12 protein-coding genes and 1 pseudogene are annotated in these 15,977 nt (G+C 67.7%); 2 read left to right on the forward strand and 11 right to left on the reverse strand.

Annotated elements, in window-relative coordinates:
- Window positions 1-20: 20 nt before the first annotated feature.
- The 6 genes and pseudogenes from kdpB to sbcB all read right to left on the reverse strand — a co-directional run bounded on the left by kdpB (window position 21) and on the right by sbcB (window position 7,381).
- Window positions 21-2,114, reverse strand: a pseudogene (kdpB, locus tag P4826_RS06090) (potassium-transporting ATPase subunit KdpB).
- Between the two features lie 2 nt (window positions 2,115-2,116).
- Window positions 2,117-2,788 (reverse strand): K(+)-transporting ATPase subunit C, encoded by a 672-nt coding sequence (gene kdpC, locus P4826_RS06095; protein ID WP_317703005.1) that lies wholly within the window; start codon window positions 2,786-2,788, stop codon window positions 2,117-2,119.
- Window positions 2,789-3,040: 252 nt separating this feature from the next.
- Complete coding sequence (gene kdpA / locus P4826_RS06100; RefSeq protein WP_317703006.1) at window positions 3,041-4,735, reverse strand: potassium-transporting ATPase subunit KdpA; 1,695 nt, start codon at window positions 4,733-4,735, stop codon at window positions 3,041-3,043.
- Between the two features lie 107 nt (window positions 4,736-4,842).
- Window positions 4,843-4,941 (reverse strand): K(+)-transporting ATPase subunit F, encoded by a 99-nt coding sequence (gene kdpF / locus P4826_RS06105; protein WP_317703007.1) that lies wholly within the window; start codon window positions 4,939-4,941, stop codon window positions 4,843-4,845.
- 132 nt (window positions 4,942-5,073) lie between these two features.
- The gene (locus P4826_RS06110; protein WP_317703008.1) at window positions 5,074-5,976 is read right to left on the reverse strand and encodes an NAD-dependent protein deacetylase; all 903 of its coding nucleotides are present in this window, start codon (window positions 5,974-5,976) and stop codon (window positions 5,074-5,076) included.
- Window positions 5,945-7,381: an exodeoxyribonuclease I gene (gene sbcB, locus P4826_RS06115; protein WP_317703009.1), complete on the reverse strand. Its 1,437-nt coding sequence runs from the start codon at window positions 7,379-7,381 to the stop codon at window positions 5,945-5,947. The genes P4826_RS06110 and sbcB overlap by 32 nt, the downstream gene beginning before the upstream one ends.
- Window positions 7,382-7,449: 68 nt before the next feature.
- Here sbcB and P4826_RS06120 point away from each other — a divergent pair, with 68 nt between their 5' ends.
- Window positions 7,450-8,757 carry a lytic murein transglycosylase gene (locus tag P4826_RS06120; RefSeq protein ID WP_317703010.1) on the forward strand — a complete coding sequence of 436 codons (1,308 nt, stop codon included), beginning with the start codon at window positions 7,450-7,452 and terminating at the stop codon, window positions 8,755-8,757.
- 83 nt (window positions 8,758-8,840) lie between these two features.
- Here P4826_RS06120 and P4826_RS06125 read toward each other — a convergent pair whose 3' ends face one another.
- The 4 genes from P4826_RS06125 to P4826_RS06140 are packed head-to-tail and all read right to left on the reverse strand — an operon-like array spanning window position 8,841 to window position 12,508.
- A complete protein-coding gene (locus P4826_RS06125) occupies window positions 8,841-9,551 on the reverse strand; it encodes an ABC transporter ATP-binding protein (RefSeq protein ID WP_317703011.1) in 711 nt (236 codons plus the stop codon).
- Window positions 9,552-9,555: 4 nt separating this feature from the next.
- Complete coding sequence (locus P4826_RS06130) at window positions 9,556-10,755, reverse strand: ABC transporter permease (protein ID WP_317703012.1); 1,200 nt, start codon at window positions 10,753-10,755, stop codon at window positions 9,556-9,558.
- Window positions 10,752-11,903, reverse strand: coding sequence for an efflux RND transporter periplasmic adaptor subunit (locus P4826_RS06135; RefSeq protein ID WP_317703013.1), 1,152 nt, complete (start codon window positions 11,901-11,903; stop codon window positions 10,752-10,754). Before P4826_RS06135 ends, P4826_RS06130 begins: the two co-directional genes overlap by 4 nt.
- Entirely contained in the window at window positions 11,900-12,508 is a 609-nt protein-coding gene (locus P4826_RS06140) for a TetR/AcrR family transcriptional regulator (RefSeq protein WP_317703014.1), read from the reverse strand. The genes P4826_RS06135 and P4826_RS06140 overlap by 4 nt, the downstream gene beginning before the upstream one ends.
- 100 nt (window positions 12,509-12,608) lie before the next feature.
- Between P4826_RS06140 and P4826_RS06145 the strand changes: the two genes are divergently transcribed.
- Window positions 12,609-13,457 (forward strand): SGNH/GDSL hydrolase family protein, encoded by an 849-nt coding sequence (locus P4826_RS06145; protein WP_317703015.1) that lies wholly within the window; start codon window positions 12,609-12,611, stop codon window positions 13,455-13,457.
- A 136-nt stretch (window positions 13,458-13,593) separates the two neighbouring features.
- Here P4826_RS06145 and clpA read toward each other — a convergent pair whose 3' ends face one another.
- Entirely contained in the window at window positions 13,594-15,942 is a 2,349-nt protein-coding gene (clpA, locus tag P4826_RS06150; RefSeq protein ID WP_317703016.1) for an ATP-dependent Clp protease ATP-binding subunit ClpA, read from the reverse strand.
- Window positions 15,943-15,977: the final 35 nt, after the last annotated feature.

Genomic DNA, 15,977 nt, shown 5'->3' on the forward strand with positions numbered 1-15,977 from the left:
TTAATAGCTGCTTGCGCTTGCTACACAAGGCCTAGAGCCAAAAAAAGCACATCAATCAGCTTGATGCCGACAAAGGGCACGGCCAGCCCGCCCAGGCCATAGAGCAACAGGTTGCGCCGCAACAGCGCCGCCGCGCCCACGGCGTGGTACTTCACGCCCTTGAGCGCCAGCGGGATCAGAAAGACGATGATCAGCGCGTTGAAGATCACCGCCGACAGAATCGCCGAGGACGGGCTGGCCAGCCCCATGACGTTGAGCGCGGCCAGCTGCGGGTAGGTGCCGATGAAGGCCGCCGGGATGATGGCGAAGTACTTGGCGACGTCGTTGGCGATGCTGAAGGTGGTGAGCGAGCCGCGCGTCATCAGCATCAGCTTGCCGGTCTCGACGATCTCGATCAGCTTGGTGGGGTTGCTGTCCAGGTCCACCATGTTGCCGGCCTCTTTTGCCGCCTGGGTGCCGGTGTTCATGGCCACGGCCACGTCGGCCTGGGCCAGCGCCGGGGCGTCGTTGGTGCCGTCGCCCGTCATGGCCACCAGCTGGCCGCGCGCCTGGTAGTCGCGGATCAGCGCGAGTTTTGCTTCAGGCGTGGCCTCGGCCAGGAAATCATCGACACCGGCCTCGGCGGCGATGGCCGCGGCGGTGAGGCGGTTGTCGCCGGTGATCATCACCGTCTTGATGCCCATGCGGCGCAGCTCGGCAAAGCGCTCCTTGATGCCGCCCTTGACGATGTCCTTGAGCTCCACCACGCCCAGCGCACGCGCGCCTTCGGCCACCACCAGCGGCGTGGCGCCCCGGCGCGAGACCTCCTCGACGGCCTGTTGCAGCTCGGCCGGAAAACTGCCGCCCAGCGACTCGACATGGCGGCGCACGGCATCAAACGCGCCCTTGCGGATCACGCGCCCGCCCGCCAGATCGACACCGCTCATGCGCGTCTGCGCCGTGAAGTGCACAAACTGCGCGCCCAGCTTTTCCACGTCGCGCTCGCGCAGGTTGAACTTTTACTTGGCCAGCACGACGATGCTGCAGCCCTCGGGCGTTTCGTCGGCCAGCGAGGCGAGTTGCGCCGCATCCGCCAGCTGCTGCTCGCTCACGCCGCGCGCCGGGATGAAGTGGCTGGCCTGGCGGTTGCCCAGGGTGATGGTGCCGGTCTTGTCCAGCAGCAGCACATCCACGTCGCCGGCGGCCTCGACCGCGCGGCCCGAGGTGGCGATCACATTGGCCTGCATCATGCGGCTCATGCCGGCCACGCCGATGGCCGACAGCAGGCCGCCGATGGTCGTCGGTATCAGGCACACCAAGAGCGCCACCAGCACCGTCATGCTGACCACGCTGCCCGTACCGGCCTGGTCCACGGCAAAGCTGGAGTACGGCCACAGCGTGACGATGACCAGCAGGAAGACCAAGGTCAGGCCCACCAGCAGGATGGTGAGCGCGATCTCGTTGGGCGTCTTTTTGCGGCTGGCGTTCTCCACCATGGCGATCATGCGATCGACGAAGGTCTCGCCCGGGTTCGCCGCCACGCGCAGCACGATCCAGTCCGACAGCACGTGCGTGCCGCCGGTCACCGCCGAAAAGTCCCCGCCCGACTCGCGGATCACCGGCGCCGATTCGCCGGTGATGGCCGACTCGTCCACCGATGCCACGCCGTCGATCACCTCGCCGTCGGCCGGGATCACGTCGCCGGCCTCGACCAGCACGATGTCGCCCTTGCGCAGGCTGTCGGCCTCCAGGGGCGTCCAACTCAGCTCGCTGCGTGCGTGCGCGGCTTCGTAGGGGCCGGCCTTGAGCTTCTTCGCCCAGGTCTGTTTTTTCAGCCCACGCAAGGACGCGGCCTGCGCCTTGCTGCGACCCTCGGCCAGCGCCTAGGCAAAGTTGGCGAACAGCACGGTGAACCACAGCCACAGCGCAATCGCCAGGATGAAGCCGGCCGGCGCCTCGCCCGCGCCGCCCAGCGCCTGGATGAACAGCACGCTGGTGAGGATGGAGCCCAGATAGACCACGAACATCACCGGGTTGCGCCACTGCGCCCGGGGGCTGAGCTTGCGCAGCGCATCGCGCAGCGCCTGGCCGGCCAGGTCGCGATCGAACAGCGGCAGCGTTTTCTTGTCGTTCATGTTCACTCCTTGCCGGCCTTGAGGGCATCGAGCGCCAGGTTCAGGCGCAGCACGTTCACGCGCGGCTCGCCCAACAGGCCGAGCACACGCCCTTCGGTGTGCTGCTGCACCAGCTGCTGCGCCCGTGCCACAGCCAGGCCACGCGCCTGAGCCACGCGCGCGGCTTGCAGCTGCGCGTTGGCCAGCGAGATATGGGGGTCAAGCCCCGAGGCCGAGGCCGTCACCGCATCCACCGGCACGCTGGCGTCCTGAGCCAAGCCATTGGCCTGGCGATAAGCGGCCACGCGCTGCTGCACGTTGGCGATCAGCGCCGGATTCGTCGGCCCCTGGTTGCTGCCCAGCGACGCGGCGGCGTTGTAGGGCGCGGCCACGCTCTTGCTGGCGTCCTGCGCATCGGGCGCGGTGGTGGCGCTGGGGCGCGGGTGAAAGTAGGCCGCGCCCTCAAACCATTGGCCGATGAGGGCGGAGCCGACCACCGCGCCGCCGCGCTCGACCAGGCTGCCATTGGCCTGCTGCGGCAGCACCAGCTGCGCCACGCCGGTGGTGGCCAGCGGATAGGCCACGCCGGTGATGAGCAGCACGAACAAGGCGCCGCGCAGGCAAGGCCCCAGCAAGCCCCGCAGCGGCGAGGCCGTGGCCGGCAGCGCTGGGACGGAAAGAGGTACGGTATTCATGAAGCTTCTCCCTGATCGCCTTGCGGACAAGCTAACGTTTTCGATAGCACGCCACGCTTGTGTGGCGCCGGTCTTAACTCCCTCGCCCCCTTGGGGGAGAGGGTGGGGGTGAGGGGGTAATTGGGAGCCGTGCCCACCGCTACCCCCCTCACCCCTGCCCTCTCCCGCCAGCGGGAGAGGGAGAAACAGCCGAAAAGCCATGCTGATGCCGCCGAACACGCTATAAAAAACGAATGCATCCTCAATCCCTGTTCAGGGTTGCAGCATCTGCAGCTGCTCCACCACCGGACCCAAGGCCAGGGCCGGCAAAAAGGTCAGGCCACCCACCACCAGCACCACGAACACCAAGAGGCCCATGAACAGCAGCGTGGCCGTAGGGAAGGTGCCCGGGCCATCAGCCACGGTCTTCTTGGCCGCCAGCGACCCGGCCACGGCCAGCATGGGCAGCAGCGTCAGGTAGCGGCCCACCAGCATGGCCAGGCCTATGGTGGTGTTGAAGAACGGCGTGTTGGCATTCAACCCGGCAAAGGCCGAGCCGTTGTTCGCCGTGCCCGAGGTGTAGGCGTAGAGCACCTCCGAAAAGCCGTGCGCGCCGGGGTTGGCCAGGCTCGCCGCCGTATCCGGCCACAGGCTGGCCAGGGCGGTAAAGCCCAAGATGGAGGCCGGGTGCGCCAGCACCGACAGCATCACCAGCTTGATCTCGCGCGCCTCGATCTTCTTGCCCAAAAATTCGGGCGTGCGGCCGATCATCATGCCGGCCAAAAACACGGTGAGGATGGCGTACTGGATCAGGTTGATGAAGCCCACGCCGTCGCCGCCGAAGACGCAGTTGAGCATCATCTGCGCCAGCGGCACGAAGCCGCCCATGGGCGTGCGCGAGTCGTGCATGGCGTTGACCGAGCCGGTGGTGGCCGCCGTGGTCGTCGCCACGAACAGCGCCGTGTCGGCAATGCCAAAGCGCAGCTCCTTGCCCTCCAGGTTGCCGCCGGGCTGGGCGCTGCTCATGACCTGATCGGCCCCGGCGCGCGCCAGCAGCGGGTTGCCCGCCTGCTCGGCGCCAAAGACCAGCGCCAGAAAGCCGATGAACATCACCAGGAGGGCGCCGAAGAACACCCAACCCTGCTTCCTGCGCGCCAGCATCAGCCCAAAGGTCACCGTCAGCGCCGACGGAATCAGCAGCATGGACAGGATGTGCAGCACATTGCTCAAAGGCGTCGGGTTCTCGAACGGGTGCGCGGCGTTCATGCTGAAGAAACCGCCGCCGTTGGTGCCGATGTGCTTGATGGTCTCGAAGCTGGCCACCGGGCCCAGAATGATTTGCTGCTGCGCGCCTTCGAGCGTGGTCGCCACCACATCGCTGGCCAGGGTCTGCGGCATGCCCTGCCAGACATAGACCAGCGCCATGACAAAGCACAGCGGCAGCATCACGCGCCACAGCACGCGCATGAAGTCCACCCAGTAGTTGCCCATGTCCTGGCTGCTGGCGCGCGCCAGCGCCCGGATGAAGCCGCCCGCTGCCGCCACGCACGCCGTGGCGCCGCAGAACATCAGAAACGTGATGGCCAGCATCTGCGTGGCGTTGGACAGGCTGCCCTCGCCGCCATAGGACTGCCAGTTGGTGTTGGTGATGAAGGAGGCCGCGGTGTTGAAGGCCAGATCGGGCGCCTGCGCCGCGTTGCCCAGATCGTTCAGCGGCAGCCAGCCCTGCAGGCGCAGCAGCAGATAACCCAGCAGCATCATGGCGGCGTTGGACAGCAGCAGCGCCAGGCCGTAGCGCGCCCAGCCCATGCGCTCGGCCAGGTCCACGCCCAGGGCGCGGTAGGACAGGCGCTCCACGGCCCAATGCCCGCTGCCCTCAAAGCAGCGCGCCAGCCAGTGGCCCATGAGCAGCGCCAGCCCGGTCATGAGGGCCAGCACCAGGGTGAATTCGAGGGTGATGAGTTCCATGGCACCCCCTCACAGCCGCCGCAGGGCGAGCACCAGTGCCGCCGTGGCGCAGAAGAACAGGGCCGACAGGCCGATGAACAGAAGGTCTTGCACAGGGCGCCTCCGGTTCAAAAGTTCTCGGGCCGCAGCAAGGCGTAGCCCAGGTACACGAAGAGCCCCAGCGCCAAGGCGCCGGCCAGGGCATGGATCAGGGTCAGGCCGGTCATGCGCCCTCCCCGCGGCCCCGTTGGCAGGGCATTGCATTCGTCATTTCCACCTCCTTCAAGTCAATGAAGGCATCGTAGAAATGGGCGCCTCAAGGCGTGGCAAAGATTCGTGGGGTGGGCATCAAGAAAGTATCAAGAGCCCGAAATCACCGGCGACTGCCAACGGCTCACCGCCACCCCCAGTTGATGCGCCAAGTCCACCAGGGTCTGGCCGACATCCTGCTGCAGCTTCAGCGCCAGCAGGCCATCAGCGCGTGTGCGGCCCTGGTTGATGGCCACCACCGGCAGGCCGCGATCGACTGCCGCCTGCACGAAGCGAAAGCCCGAATACACCATCAGCGACGACCCGGCGACGAGCACGGCGTCGGCTCGCGCCAGCGCCGCATGGGCCGCTTCGACACGCTCGCGCGGCACGTTCTCGCCAAAGAACACCACGTCGGGCTTGAGCAAACCGGTGCCGCATTGCGCGCAATCTGGCACGTCGAAGCCGGAAAAGTCGCGCCCCTCCAGATCGGCGTCGCCATCGGGCGCGGCCCCCGCGCGCAGCGCCGCCCAGGCGGGGTTGCGCCGCAGCAGCTCGGCCTGCAGGGCAGCGCGTGGACTGCGCGCATGGCAATGCATGCAGCGCACGGTGTCGATGCGGCCATGCAGATCCAGCGTGCGCTGGCTGCCCGCTGCATGGTGCAGGCCATCCACGTTCTGGGTCAGCAGCAGCTCGACGCGGCCCGCGCCCTCAAGGGCCGCCAGCGCCTGGTGCGCCGCACCGGGCCGCGCGCCAGCCATCACCGGCCAGCCCAGCAGGCTGCGCGCCCAGTAGCGCCGGCGCGTGGCCGCGTCGCCCATGAAGGCCTGGTAGTTGACGGGCTGCGGGCGCTTCCAGGCGCCACTCTCGTCGCGGTAGTCGGGAATGCCGGCCGCCGTGCTGCAGCCCGCGCCGGTGATCACGAACAGACGCGGGTGGCGGCGCACGAAGGCGTGCAGCGCCTGCAGCGGCGTGCCGATCTCACTCCATGCAGGGGGCAATGCTTTCGGCATAGTCGTACACGGCTTCCAGGATCTGCTGGCCGCGCTCATCGGCCTCGGCACCGAGTTGGTCCAGGCGCTCGAACAGCGCATCAAAGCTCAGGCCGCCGCCCTCGCCCTCCACCAGCCGGGCCTGGCGGTGCGCCTCCCAGCGCTCCTGGTCTTCGGGCGTCAGGGTCTGCGGAAAGTTGCGCGCCCGGTAGCGCCAGACCAGCTCGGCCAGGCGGCCATCGTCAAAGCCGGTGCCATCGCGCGCCAGCTCCTCGGGCGGCAGCGCGCGCAGGCGATTCAGGCGGCGTCTGTCCTCGTTGCCCACGAAGCCACCGTACAGATCCTGCTCCACGTCGGGCGTGGCCTCGCGCGGCCGCTGGAAGACCTCGGCCCAGATGGCGCTCATGTCGGGCAGCTCGCGCGCGGCCTGGGCGTGGCGCGCGGCCTGCGCCAGATCCATGCGCCAGCGCTCGGCCATGGCCGGGGACAGCGTGTTCAAATTGCCCACCACCATGGGCGACTTGTTCAGGTGCACGCTTTTCAAAGGCAGTCGCGTCACGCCCTCGGGCAGATCGGCCTGGCGCGTGAACAGGCGTTGGCGGATCTCGTCGGGCTGCAAGGTCGCCAGCTCGGTGGGATCATTCGCCAGGTCCCAGGCCAGCAGCTCGTTCTTGTTCGTCGGGTGGCTGGCAAGCGGCCACATCACGGCCAGGCAGCCGCGCTCGGCCGGGAACATGCCCGAGACATGCAAAAACGGCCGCGCCGTCTGCGCCGTGGCAGGCAGGCGCAACTCGGCGGCCACGCGCTCCTTCTTGTGCAGCGACAGGGCAAAGTCGAACAACTTGGGGTTGTGCTGGCGCACGAGCCGCGCCAGAGCAATCGTTGCCCGCACGTCGGACAGCGCATCGTGCGCGGCCTCATGCGCCAGGCCGTTGGCCTTCGTCAGATGCTCCAGCCTGAAGCTGGGTTTGCCATCGACCATGGGCCAGTGGATGCCGTCCGGGCGCAGCGCGTAGGTCATGCGCACGACATCGAGCAGATCCCAGCGTCCGCACTGGTTCTGCCATTCGCGCGCATAGGGGTCGATGAGGTTGCGCCAGAACATGTGGCGCGTGATCTCGTCGTCAAAACGGATGGTGTTGTAGCCCACGCCTATGGTGCCGGGCAGAGCCAGCTCGGCCTCGATGCGCTCGGCAAACTCATGCTCGGGCAGGCCTTTTTGCAGGCACAGCTGGGGCGTGATGCCGGTGATCAGGCACGACTGCGGGTCGGGCAGGTAGTCGTTCGCCGGCCGGCAGTAAATCATCAGCGGAGCGCCGATCTCGTTCAGGTCGGCATCGGTGCGAATGGCGGCAAACTGCGCCGGGCGGTCGCGGCGCGTGTCGGTGCCAAAGGTTTCGTAGTCGTGCCAGACGAAGGTGTGCATGAGGCTTGGGGGTTGCAGGCGGAAACAATGCCCGGAGTATGCATGGCCCGCGGCGGCACAATCGCCGTATGCGTTTTCTGTTTCTTCCTGCCGCCATCAGCCTGGCGTTGATCACTGGCTGTGCCAGCACCACGGCCCCCAATCAGCCCTCCGCTTCCGCCCCCGCCGCCGTCCCCGCGCCCCCGACGCCACCCGTCGTGCCGGCGCCTGATGCCACGCCCGCCACCGCCGGCACCAGCGACCTGGCGCGCACCATCGCCGGCTTTCATGCCTGGCTGCGCAGCTTCGCCCAGGAGGCCCGGGCCGCCGGCATCAGCCAGCAGACCGTGGACGCCACGCTGGCCCAGGCCCGGTGGCAGCCGCGCGTGGTGGAGCTCGACCGCGCCCAGCCCGAATTCACGCGCACGCCCTGGGCCTACCTCGACAGCGCGGTATCGCCCCAGCGCGTGGCCCAGGGGCGCGAGCAGCGCCGCCTGCATGCCGCGGCGCTGGACGCGGCCGAGCAGCGCCACGGCGTGCCGGCCGGCATCATCACGGCCATCTGGGGCATGGAGAGCAACTACGGCGGCAACTTCGGCAGCTTCTCGGCCGTGGATGCGCTGGCCACGCTGGCCTATGACGGCCGGCGCCGCGACTGGGCACGCGGCGAACTGCTGGCCGCCCTGCGCATCGTGGACCGGGGCGACATCGCGGCCGATGCGCTCGTCGGCTCCTGGGCCGGCGCCATGGGCCACACGCAGTTCCTGCCCTCGGTGTACCTGGCCCATGCGGTGGATGCCGACGGCGACGGGCGGCGCGACATCTGGGGCAGCGTGCCGGATGTGCTGGCCTCCACGGCCAACTTTCTGGCGCACTCGGGCTGGCAGGCAGGCCAGCCCTGGGGTGTGGAGGTGCGCCTGCCACCGGGCTTTGACTACGCGCGCACCGAGCTGAACGTGCGCCAGGACAGCCAGGCCTGGGCTCTTGATGGCGTGCGCGCCGTGGACGGCCAGCCGCTGCCCGCGCTGCCCAATGCCGCCATCGTCACGCCCGCCGGCGCCAGCGGCCCGGCCATCCTGGTGGGGCCCAACTTTGGCGCCCTGCTGCGCTACAACAACTCGGTCAACTACGCGCTGGCCGTGGGCCTGCTGGCGCGCCAAATCGACGGCGGGGACGGCCTGCTCACGCCCTGGCCGCGCGACCTGCCCGCGCTCTCGCGCGGCGAGATCAAGGTGCTGCAGCAGGCATTGAACGACCGCGGTTTTGGCGCCGGCGCGGTCGACGGCGTGCTGGGCCCGGCCACGCGCGCGGGCGTGCGCCGCCTGCAGCAAAGCCTGGGCCTGCCGGCCGATGGCTTTGCCACGCCGCAGCTGCTCGAACGCCTGCAGGCGCCGTGAGCAGCAACTGAAAATACTATTTTTTTGATAGCTGCTTGCGCTTGTCCATAAATCGCCAGAGGCATATTTCTTTCAAGAAAACATCATCCAAGGCCGCGTCCCTCGCCCGCCTCCTCATGGGTGACGCCGTCGCGTATGTGGTAAATGCGCTTGAAGGTGGGGATGATTTTTTCATCGTGCGTGACCACGATCACGGCCGTCTGCAGCTGCTGTGCCATGTCGTTCAGGATGCGGATCACCGCCATGGCGCGCTGTGAATCCAGCGGCGCCGTGGGCTCATCGGCCAGGATGACCGGGGGGCGATTGACCAGGCCGCGCGCGATGGCCACGCGCTGCTGCTCGCCGCCCGACAGCTGCGACGGCATGGCGCGCGCGCGGTGCTGCACGTCCAACGCGGTGAGCAGCTCCAGCGCGCGCCGGCGCGCCTCGTCGTTGGGCACGCCGGCCAGCATGGGCAGCAGGGCCACGTTGTCGGTGGCGTCCAGGAACGGGATCAGGTAGGGCGCCTGGAACACGAAGCCGATCTGGTCGCGGCGCAACGCGCCCAGGTCGCGTACCCGCCAGCCCTCGTCGTAGATCACCTGGTCGTCCAGCGTCATGCGCCCCGATGTGGGGTCTATGACCGCGCCCAGGCATTTGAGCAGCGTGCTCTTGCCCGAGCCCGAGGGGCCGATCAGCCCCACCACCTCGCCGGGCGCGACCTGCATGTTCACGTCCTTGAGCGCCCAAAATGCCGTGTCGCCCGAGCCATAGCGCTTGCTCAGGCGCTCTATGCGTATGCCCTGCCGGTTCATGGCCTCACCCTATGGCCTCGGCAGGGTCAACCCGCAGCGCCACGCGTATCGCCACCACGCTGGCCAGCACGCAGATCGCCAGCACAGCGGCAAAGCCCGCGGCCGTGTCGAACGGCACCAGCAGCACATATTTGGGGAACAGCGGCGCAGCAAAGGTGGCCGTGATCTTGCCCACGACAAAACCGATCAGGCCCAGCACCAGCGCCTGCTGCACGATCATCGCGGCAATGGTGCGGTTCTTCGTGCCGATCAGCTTGAGCACGGCGATCTCGCGGATCTTGTCCATGGTCAGCGTGTAGATCAGAAACGCCACGATGGCCGCGCTGACCAGCGCCAATATCACCAGAAACATGCCGATCTGCCGGGCCGAGGTGGCGATCAGCTTGCCCACCAGAATGCCCTCCATCTGCGCGCGGTCGTACACGGTGAGGCGCTTCCAGCGACGGATAGGCTCGGCCACCTGCTGCGCCGTGAATTCGGGCGCTATGCGCACCAGCACGGCGTTGACATAGCTGTTGCTGGTCTGCGAGGCAATCACCGCGTCCAGCAAGTCCGGCACGGCCGGGCGGTTGAAGGCCGGGTTGGCCTCGGTGCGGCGGCGCTGCATCAGGATGGCGTCGTTGTCCTTCAGAAACTGCGCCTCCTGTGCGTCCTTCAGCGGTATGAACACCATCGGGTCGCCGCTGGAGGACACCATGCGCCGCGTGAGCCCCACCACCCGGTAATGGTTGCGGCGGATCCTCAGCACGTCGCCCAGGCGCGCGCCGCTGGCCAGGTCGGCCACGGCCTCGTAATGGCCGCGCGTGATCTGCCGCCCGGCCACCAGCTGCGGCGGCCAGCCGGGCTCGCCGGAGCCGCCGGCACTGATGCCCACCACCATGGCGCGCACGTCCTGCTCGCCCAGGCCCACCTGCATGGTCAGGTAGGTGATGTTGGCCGCCTGCACCACGCCGGGCATGGCGCGTATGCCACGCCACAGGTCGTCGGGCACGCTGGACGATTCGGCATACGGGCCCAGGGTATCCCTTTGCACCACCCACAGGTCGGCGCCGCTGTTGTCCAGCAGTACCCGGCCGTCTTCCACCATGCCGCGGTAGACGCCGGCCATGGTCAGCGTCACGCCGATCAAGAGGCCCAGGCCTATGCCGGTGAAGACGAACTTGCCCCAGGTGTGCAGGATGTCGCGCCCGGCCAGGCTGATCATGGCGCCACCCCGGCAATGCGCTCGACCACATGCACGCGGCTCTTGGTGGTGAGGGCCTTTTCGCTGTAGAGCACGATGGAATCGCCCACGGCCAGGCCGTCCAGCACCTGCACCTGGCCGTCCAGGTCGGCGCGGCCCAGGCGCACGGGGGCAAAGGCCAGCGCGCCATCAGTGATCTTCCACACGCCGCGCTGGCCGGCCACGGTGCGCAGGGCGGCATTGGGGATGGTGGGCGATTCGGGCAGGGCTGGCAGGCGCACGGTGAGCTCGGCCAGCTCGCCAATCGGCGGCAGCGGCTCGGGCAGCGCATCAAAGACGATTTTTGCCAACAGCTCCTCGGTCACGGCATCGGCCAACGGTTCGGTGCGCAGCACGCGCGCGGCCAGCGGCTGGCCGGGGCGCGAGCGCAGCGCCACCTCGGCCGGCAGGCCCGCCGCCAGGCCCTGGGCGCTGATCTGGTCAAAGCGCGCGTCCACCCACAGGCTGGCCGGGTCGATGAGCCTGACCACCGCCTGGCCCGCCACCACCGTGGTGCCGGGGTCGGCGTCGCGCGCGGCCACCAGGCCGGCCACGGGGGCCAGCAGGCGCAGGTTGCCGCGCTGGGCGCGCAGCGCCTGCAACTCGGCGCGCAGGCGGCTGGCGTCCTCGCGCGCGCCGGCCAGGGCGGCATCGGCCACGGCCAGCTCCTGCTGGCGCGTGGCGTAGCTTTCCTCGCTGGACACACGCACCGACACCAGCTGCTCGTAGCGCCGCGCCTGGCTCTGCGCAAAGATTTGCCGGGCCTGGGCCTGGCGCAGGCCGGCCTCGGCGCTCAGGATGGCGGCCTGGGCGGCGCGCATGCGCTCGTCCAAGTCCACCGCGTCCATCTCTCCCAGCAGCTGGCCGGCGCGCACCCGGTCGCCCACATGCACGTCCAGGCGCTGCAGGCGCCCGGCCACCGTCGGGCCTATCTTGTAGAGGTAGCGCACCTGCACCGTGCCTATGCCCGCCAGCGCCGGCGCCACGGCGCGCGACTGCACCGTGGTCAGCGTCACGGCCACGGGCGCCAGCGGCCCGGAGCGCAGCGCCACATACACAAACAGCAGCAGCAAAGGCACGATGACGGCAATCAACGCCAGCGTGCGGCGCTGCAGGCTGGGCAGCTTCATGGCTGCCTCCTGATGCCGCGCAGGTAGATGGCGAAGACCCCCGGCGCGTCCTGGCGCATGCGCGCCACGTCGCCGGCCAGCAGCGACTGCATCACCAGCCCCTGCACCGTGCCTATGAAAAGCACGGCGGCGGCCGGCACGTCCAGCGCCGCGTCCAGCTCGCCCTGGGCCTTGCCGGCCTCCAGCAGCCGGCGCAGGCGCTCGCCGTACTGCTGAATCAGCGTCTGCACCATCTGCTTGGCTACCGTCTGGCCCGGCCGCTGCAGTTCGCCAAAGATCAGGCGCGGCACGCCCGGGCGCTCGCTGACGAAGCCGATATGCGCCATGAACACCGCCTGCAAGGCCGCCGTGGGCGACGCCGCCTGCCCCGCCGCCTTGTCCAGGCGCAGCAGCAGGCGCTCGGCCACCCAGGTCATCACCGCCTGCAGGATGGCGTCCTTGCTCGGGAAATGCCGGAACAGCGCGCCCTGCGTCAACCCCATGTGCTGGGCGATGGCCGTGGTCGTGATGTCGCTGGGGTTTTGCTGCGCGGCCAGATCGACCACCGCCTCCACCGTGGCGCTGCGCCGCTCATCGGCCGGCAGGTATTTGGCTTGTTCGTTCATGATCGCTCAGCGAAAGAAAGTAATTTACTACTATCTTATCGACAAAACCGTGCGATGCAACCATGATGCAGATTCGCGCACATCACCAAAGAGGCTTGCCATGACCTCCCTTGCCGTCACAGCCCTCCAGTACCGGCAGAACCCGCCCGATGTCGAGGGCCAGGGGCCGTTTCGCTACCGGCTGCTGGCCGAGGGCGATTCATGGATGGACAAGAGCGGGCCGGCCCTGGGCGCCCTGCCCCAGTTTTTGGCCGAGGAGATGAACCGGCAAAGGCAGTCCGTGCTCATCATCAACATCTCCACGGCGGGCGACACCCTGCGCCGCATCACGCATGTGATGCAAGGCGAGTTCGGCTGGTGGCTGGATCAGTTCCGCTACGACGGCATTCTGTTGAGTGCTGGCGGCAACGATTTCATCGACGCGGCGCGCGACCCCGACCCGGGCCGGGGCATCCTGCGCGACATGGCGGGCCAGGCTCTGCCCGGCGATGGCTATGACTGCGTGAACCAGCAGGCGCTGGCCAAGCTGATCGGTCGCTACCTGAAGCCGAACTTTGCCACCGTCTACGGCGCCATCCGCAGCCACCCGCTGAATGCGGCCACGCCGATTTTCCTCAACAGCTACGACACGCCGACGGCGCGCAACGCGCCGGCCGCGCCTGGCACAGGCCCCTGGCTGTATGCGGCCTACACGAAGAACCACATCGACGAGCGCCTGTGGCCGGCGCTGACCGAGGGCATATTCCGGGACATAGAGCAGACCATAGGCGGCTGGTGCACGGGCCGCTCCCAGGTCTACGCCGTGCCGACCAACGGCGTGCTGACGGCCGCGCCACCCGCCACTTCGGGCAGCAGGGGCGACTGGGCCAACGAGATACACCCGAACAAGTCGGGCTGGAGGAAACTGGCCAGGGTGTGGGCGCAAGAACTGGCCAGCAGGCTGTCTTGATTACTATATTTTTAATAGCTATTGGCGCATATACTACGGGCGCTTGAGCCATATTTGATCAAAATCCGAGATGCAGCCATGAAAAAACCCGCAGGGCCTGGCTGCGGGTTTTTTGGGGCAAGGCCGGGGCGGAGGGTCAATCCGCCGTCGCTTCTTCGGGCTCGGCCGGTTCGGACTTCGCGCCGCGATCGCGCTTGGGCAGCGGCTGGATGTCCAGCAGCACCTCGTCGGTCTGCACGCCCTGCTCGTCCGTCTTGTGCTCTATGTCGACCGTCAGGCGCCCGCCCTCGGTCAGGCGGCCGAACAGCAGTTCGTCGGCCAGGGCCTTGCGTATCATGTCCTGGATAAGGCGCTGCATGGGGCGTGCGCCCATGAGGGGATCGAAGCCCTTCTTGGCCAGGTGCTTGCGCAGTTGGTCGTTGAAGGCGACCTCGACCTTCTTCTCGGCCAGCTGCGTCTCCAGCTGCAGCAAGAACTTGTCCACCACGCGCAGGATGACCTGCTCGTCCAGCGGCTTGAAGCTGACGATGGCGTCCAGGCGGTTGCGGAACTCGGGCGTGAACAATCGCTTGATGTCACCCATCTCATCGCCCGCCTGGCGCGGGTTGGTGAAACCGATGGTGGCCTTGTTCATGGTCTCGGCGCCGGCATTCGTCGTCATGATGACGATGACGTTGCGAAAATCCGCCTTGCGCCCGTTGTTGTCCGTCAGCGTGCCGTGGTCCATGACCTGCAGCAGCACGTTGAAGATGTCCGGGTGGGCCTTCTCGATCTCGTCGAGCAGCAGCACGGAATGCGGCTTCTTGGTGATGGCCTCGGTCAGGAGGCCACCCTGGTCGAAGCCCACGTAGCCCGGAGGCGCCCCGATCAGGCGGCTCACGGCATGGCGCTCCATGTACTCCGACATGTCGAAGCGGATCAGATCCACGCCCATGATGTAGGCCAGCTGGCGCGCGGCCTCGGTCTTGCCGACGCCGGTGGGGCCGCTGAACAGGAACGAGCCGATCGGCTTGTCGCCCTTACCCAGGCCCGAGCGCGCCATCTTCACGCTGGCGGCCAGCACCTCCAGTGCCTTGTCCTGGCCAAACACCACGCTCTTCAGGTCGCGCTCCAGCGTCTGCAGCTTGCCGCGGTCGTCGTTGCTGACGTTGGCGGGCGGGATGCGGGCTATTTTTGCAACGATTTCCTCGATCTCGCTCTTGCCGATGGTTTTCTTGCGCTTGGATGGCGCAAGAATGCGCTGCGCCGCGCCAGCCTCGTCGATGACGTCGATGGCCTTGTCGGGTAGGTGCCGGTCGTTGATGTACTTGGCCGACAGCTCGGCCGCGGCCTGCAGCGCGGCAGCGGCGTACTTCACGCTGTGGTGCTCCTCAAAGCGGGTTTTCAGGCCCTTGAGGATGTCGATGGTCTCGGCCACCGTGGGTTCGACCACGTCGATCTTCTGGAAACGCCGCGACAACGCTGCGTCTTTTTCGAAGATGCCTCGGTATTCGGTGAAGGTGGTTGCGCCAATGCACTTGAGCGTGCCCGAGCTGAGTGCCGGCTTGAGCAGGTTGCTCGCGTCCAGCGTTCCGCCCGACGCGGCGCCCGCGCCGATCAGCGTGTGGATCTCGTCGATGAACAAGATGGCGTTGGGCTTGTCCTTGAGGCTCTTGAGCACGCCTTTCAGGCGCTGCTCGAAGTCGCCACGGTACTTGGTGCCGGCCAGCAGCGCGCCCATGTCCAGCGAATACACGATGGCCTCGGCCAGGATCTCGGGCACCGTGCCTTCGGTGATTCGCCAGGCCAGGCCTTCCGCAATGGCCGTCTTGCCCACGCCGGCTTCACCTACCAGCAGCGGGTTGTTCTTGCGCCGGCGGCACAGGATCTGGATGGTGCGCTCGACCTCGTAGTCGCGCCCGATCAGCGGGTCGATCCTGCCGTCTTTCGCGGCCTGGTTGAGGTTTTGCGTGTACTGCTCCAGCGGCGAGGCCTTCTCGCCGCGCTCGCCCTGGGCCGCCTCTTCGCTCTCGGCCTGTCCCTCGGGCTTGGGCGGCTCGGGCGGCTCGCCCTTCTTGATGCCGTGGGCGATGTAGTTCACTACATCCAGGCGCGTCACACCCTGCTGGTGCAGGTAGTACACGGCGTGCGAATCCTTCTCGCCAAAGATGGCCACGAGCACGTTGGCGCCCGTGACTTCCTTCTTGCCGTTGCCGGTGGACTGCACGTGCATGATGGCGCGCTGGATGACGCGCTGGAAACCCAGCGTGGGCTGGGTGTCCACCTCGTCGGTGCCGGCCACCTGGGGGGTGTTGTCCTTGATGAAATTCGTCAGCGATGCACGCAGGTCATCGATGTTGGCCGCGCAGGCGCGCAGCACCTCGGCGGCGCTGGGGTTGTCCAGCAGCGCCAGCAGCAGGTGCTCCACGGTAATGAACTCGTGGCGCTGCTGGCGGGCCTCGACGAAGGCCATGTGCAAGCTGACTTCCAGTTCTTGGGCAATCATGTGAGAACTCCTATGTGCTTGCGTGGTAAGGGTGA

Origin of the sequence: Diaphorobacter limosus, assembly GCF_033100095.1 — a bacterium.
GTDB lineage: Bacteria > Pseudomonadota > Gammaproteobacteria > Burkholderiales > Burkholderiaceae_C > Alicycliphilus > Alicycliphilus limosus.

Bases quoted from the DNA above. Each gene is read 5' to 3' on its own strand.
- P4826_RS06135 (WP_317703013.1), bottom strand. From the start codon at position 11,903: ATGAAGCTGCCCAGCCTGCAGCGCCGCACGCTGGCGTTGATTGCCGTC.
- P4826_RS06130 (WP_317703012.1), bottom strand. From the start codon at position 10,755: ATGATCAGCCTGGCCGGGCGCGACATCCTGCACACCTGGGGCAAGTTC.
- P4826_RS06145 (WP_317703015.1), top strand. From the start codon at position 12,609: ATGACCTCCCTTGCCGTCACAGCCCTCCAGTACCGGCAGAACCCGCCC.
- sbcB (WP_317703009.1), bottom strand. From the start codon at position 7,381: ATGCACACCTTCGTCTGGCACGACTACGAAACCTTTGGCACCGACACG.
- kdpF (WP_317703007.1), bottom strand. From the start codon at position 4,941: ATGACCGGCCTGACCCTGATCCATGCCCTGGCCGGCGCCTTGGCGCTG.
- P4826_RS06110 (WP_317703008.1), bottom strand. From the start codon at position 5,976: ATGCCGAAAGCATTGCCCCCTGCATGGAGTGAGATCGGCACGCCGCTG.
- kdpA (WP_317703006.1), bottom strand. From the start codon at position 4,735: ATGGAACTCATCACCCTCGAATTCACCCTGGTGCTGGCCCTCATGACC.
- P4826_RS06120 (WP_317703010.1), top strand. From the start codon at position 7,450: ATGCGTTTTCTGTTTCTTCCTGCCGCCATCAGCCTGGCGTTGATCACT.
- clpA (WP_317703016.1), bottom strand. From the start codon at position 15,942: ATGATTGCCCAAGAACTGGAAGTCAGCTTGCACATGGCCTTCGTCGAG.
- P4826_RS06140 (WP_317703014.1), bottom strand. From the start codon at position 12,508: ATGAACGAACAAGCCAAATACCTGCCGGCCGATGAGCGGCGCAGCGCC.
- kdpC (WP_317703005.1), bottom strand. From the start codon at position 2,788: ATGAATACCGTACCTCTTTCCGTCCCAGCGCTGCCGGCCACGGCCTCG.
- P4826_RS06125 (WP_317703011.1), bottom strand. From the start codon at position 9,551: ATGAACCGGCAGGGCATACGCATAGAGCGCCTGAGCAAGCGCTATGGC.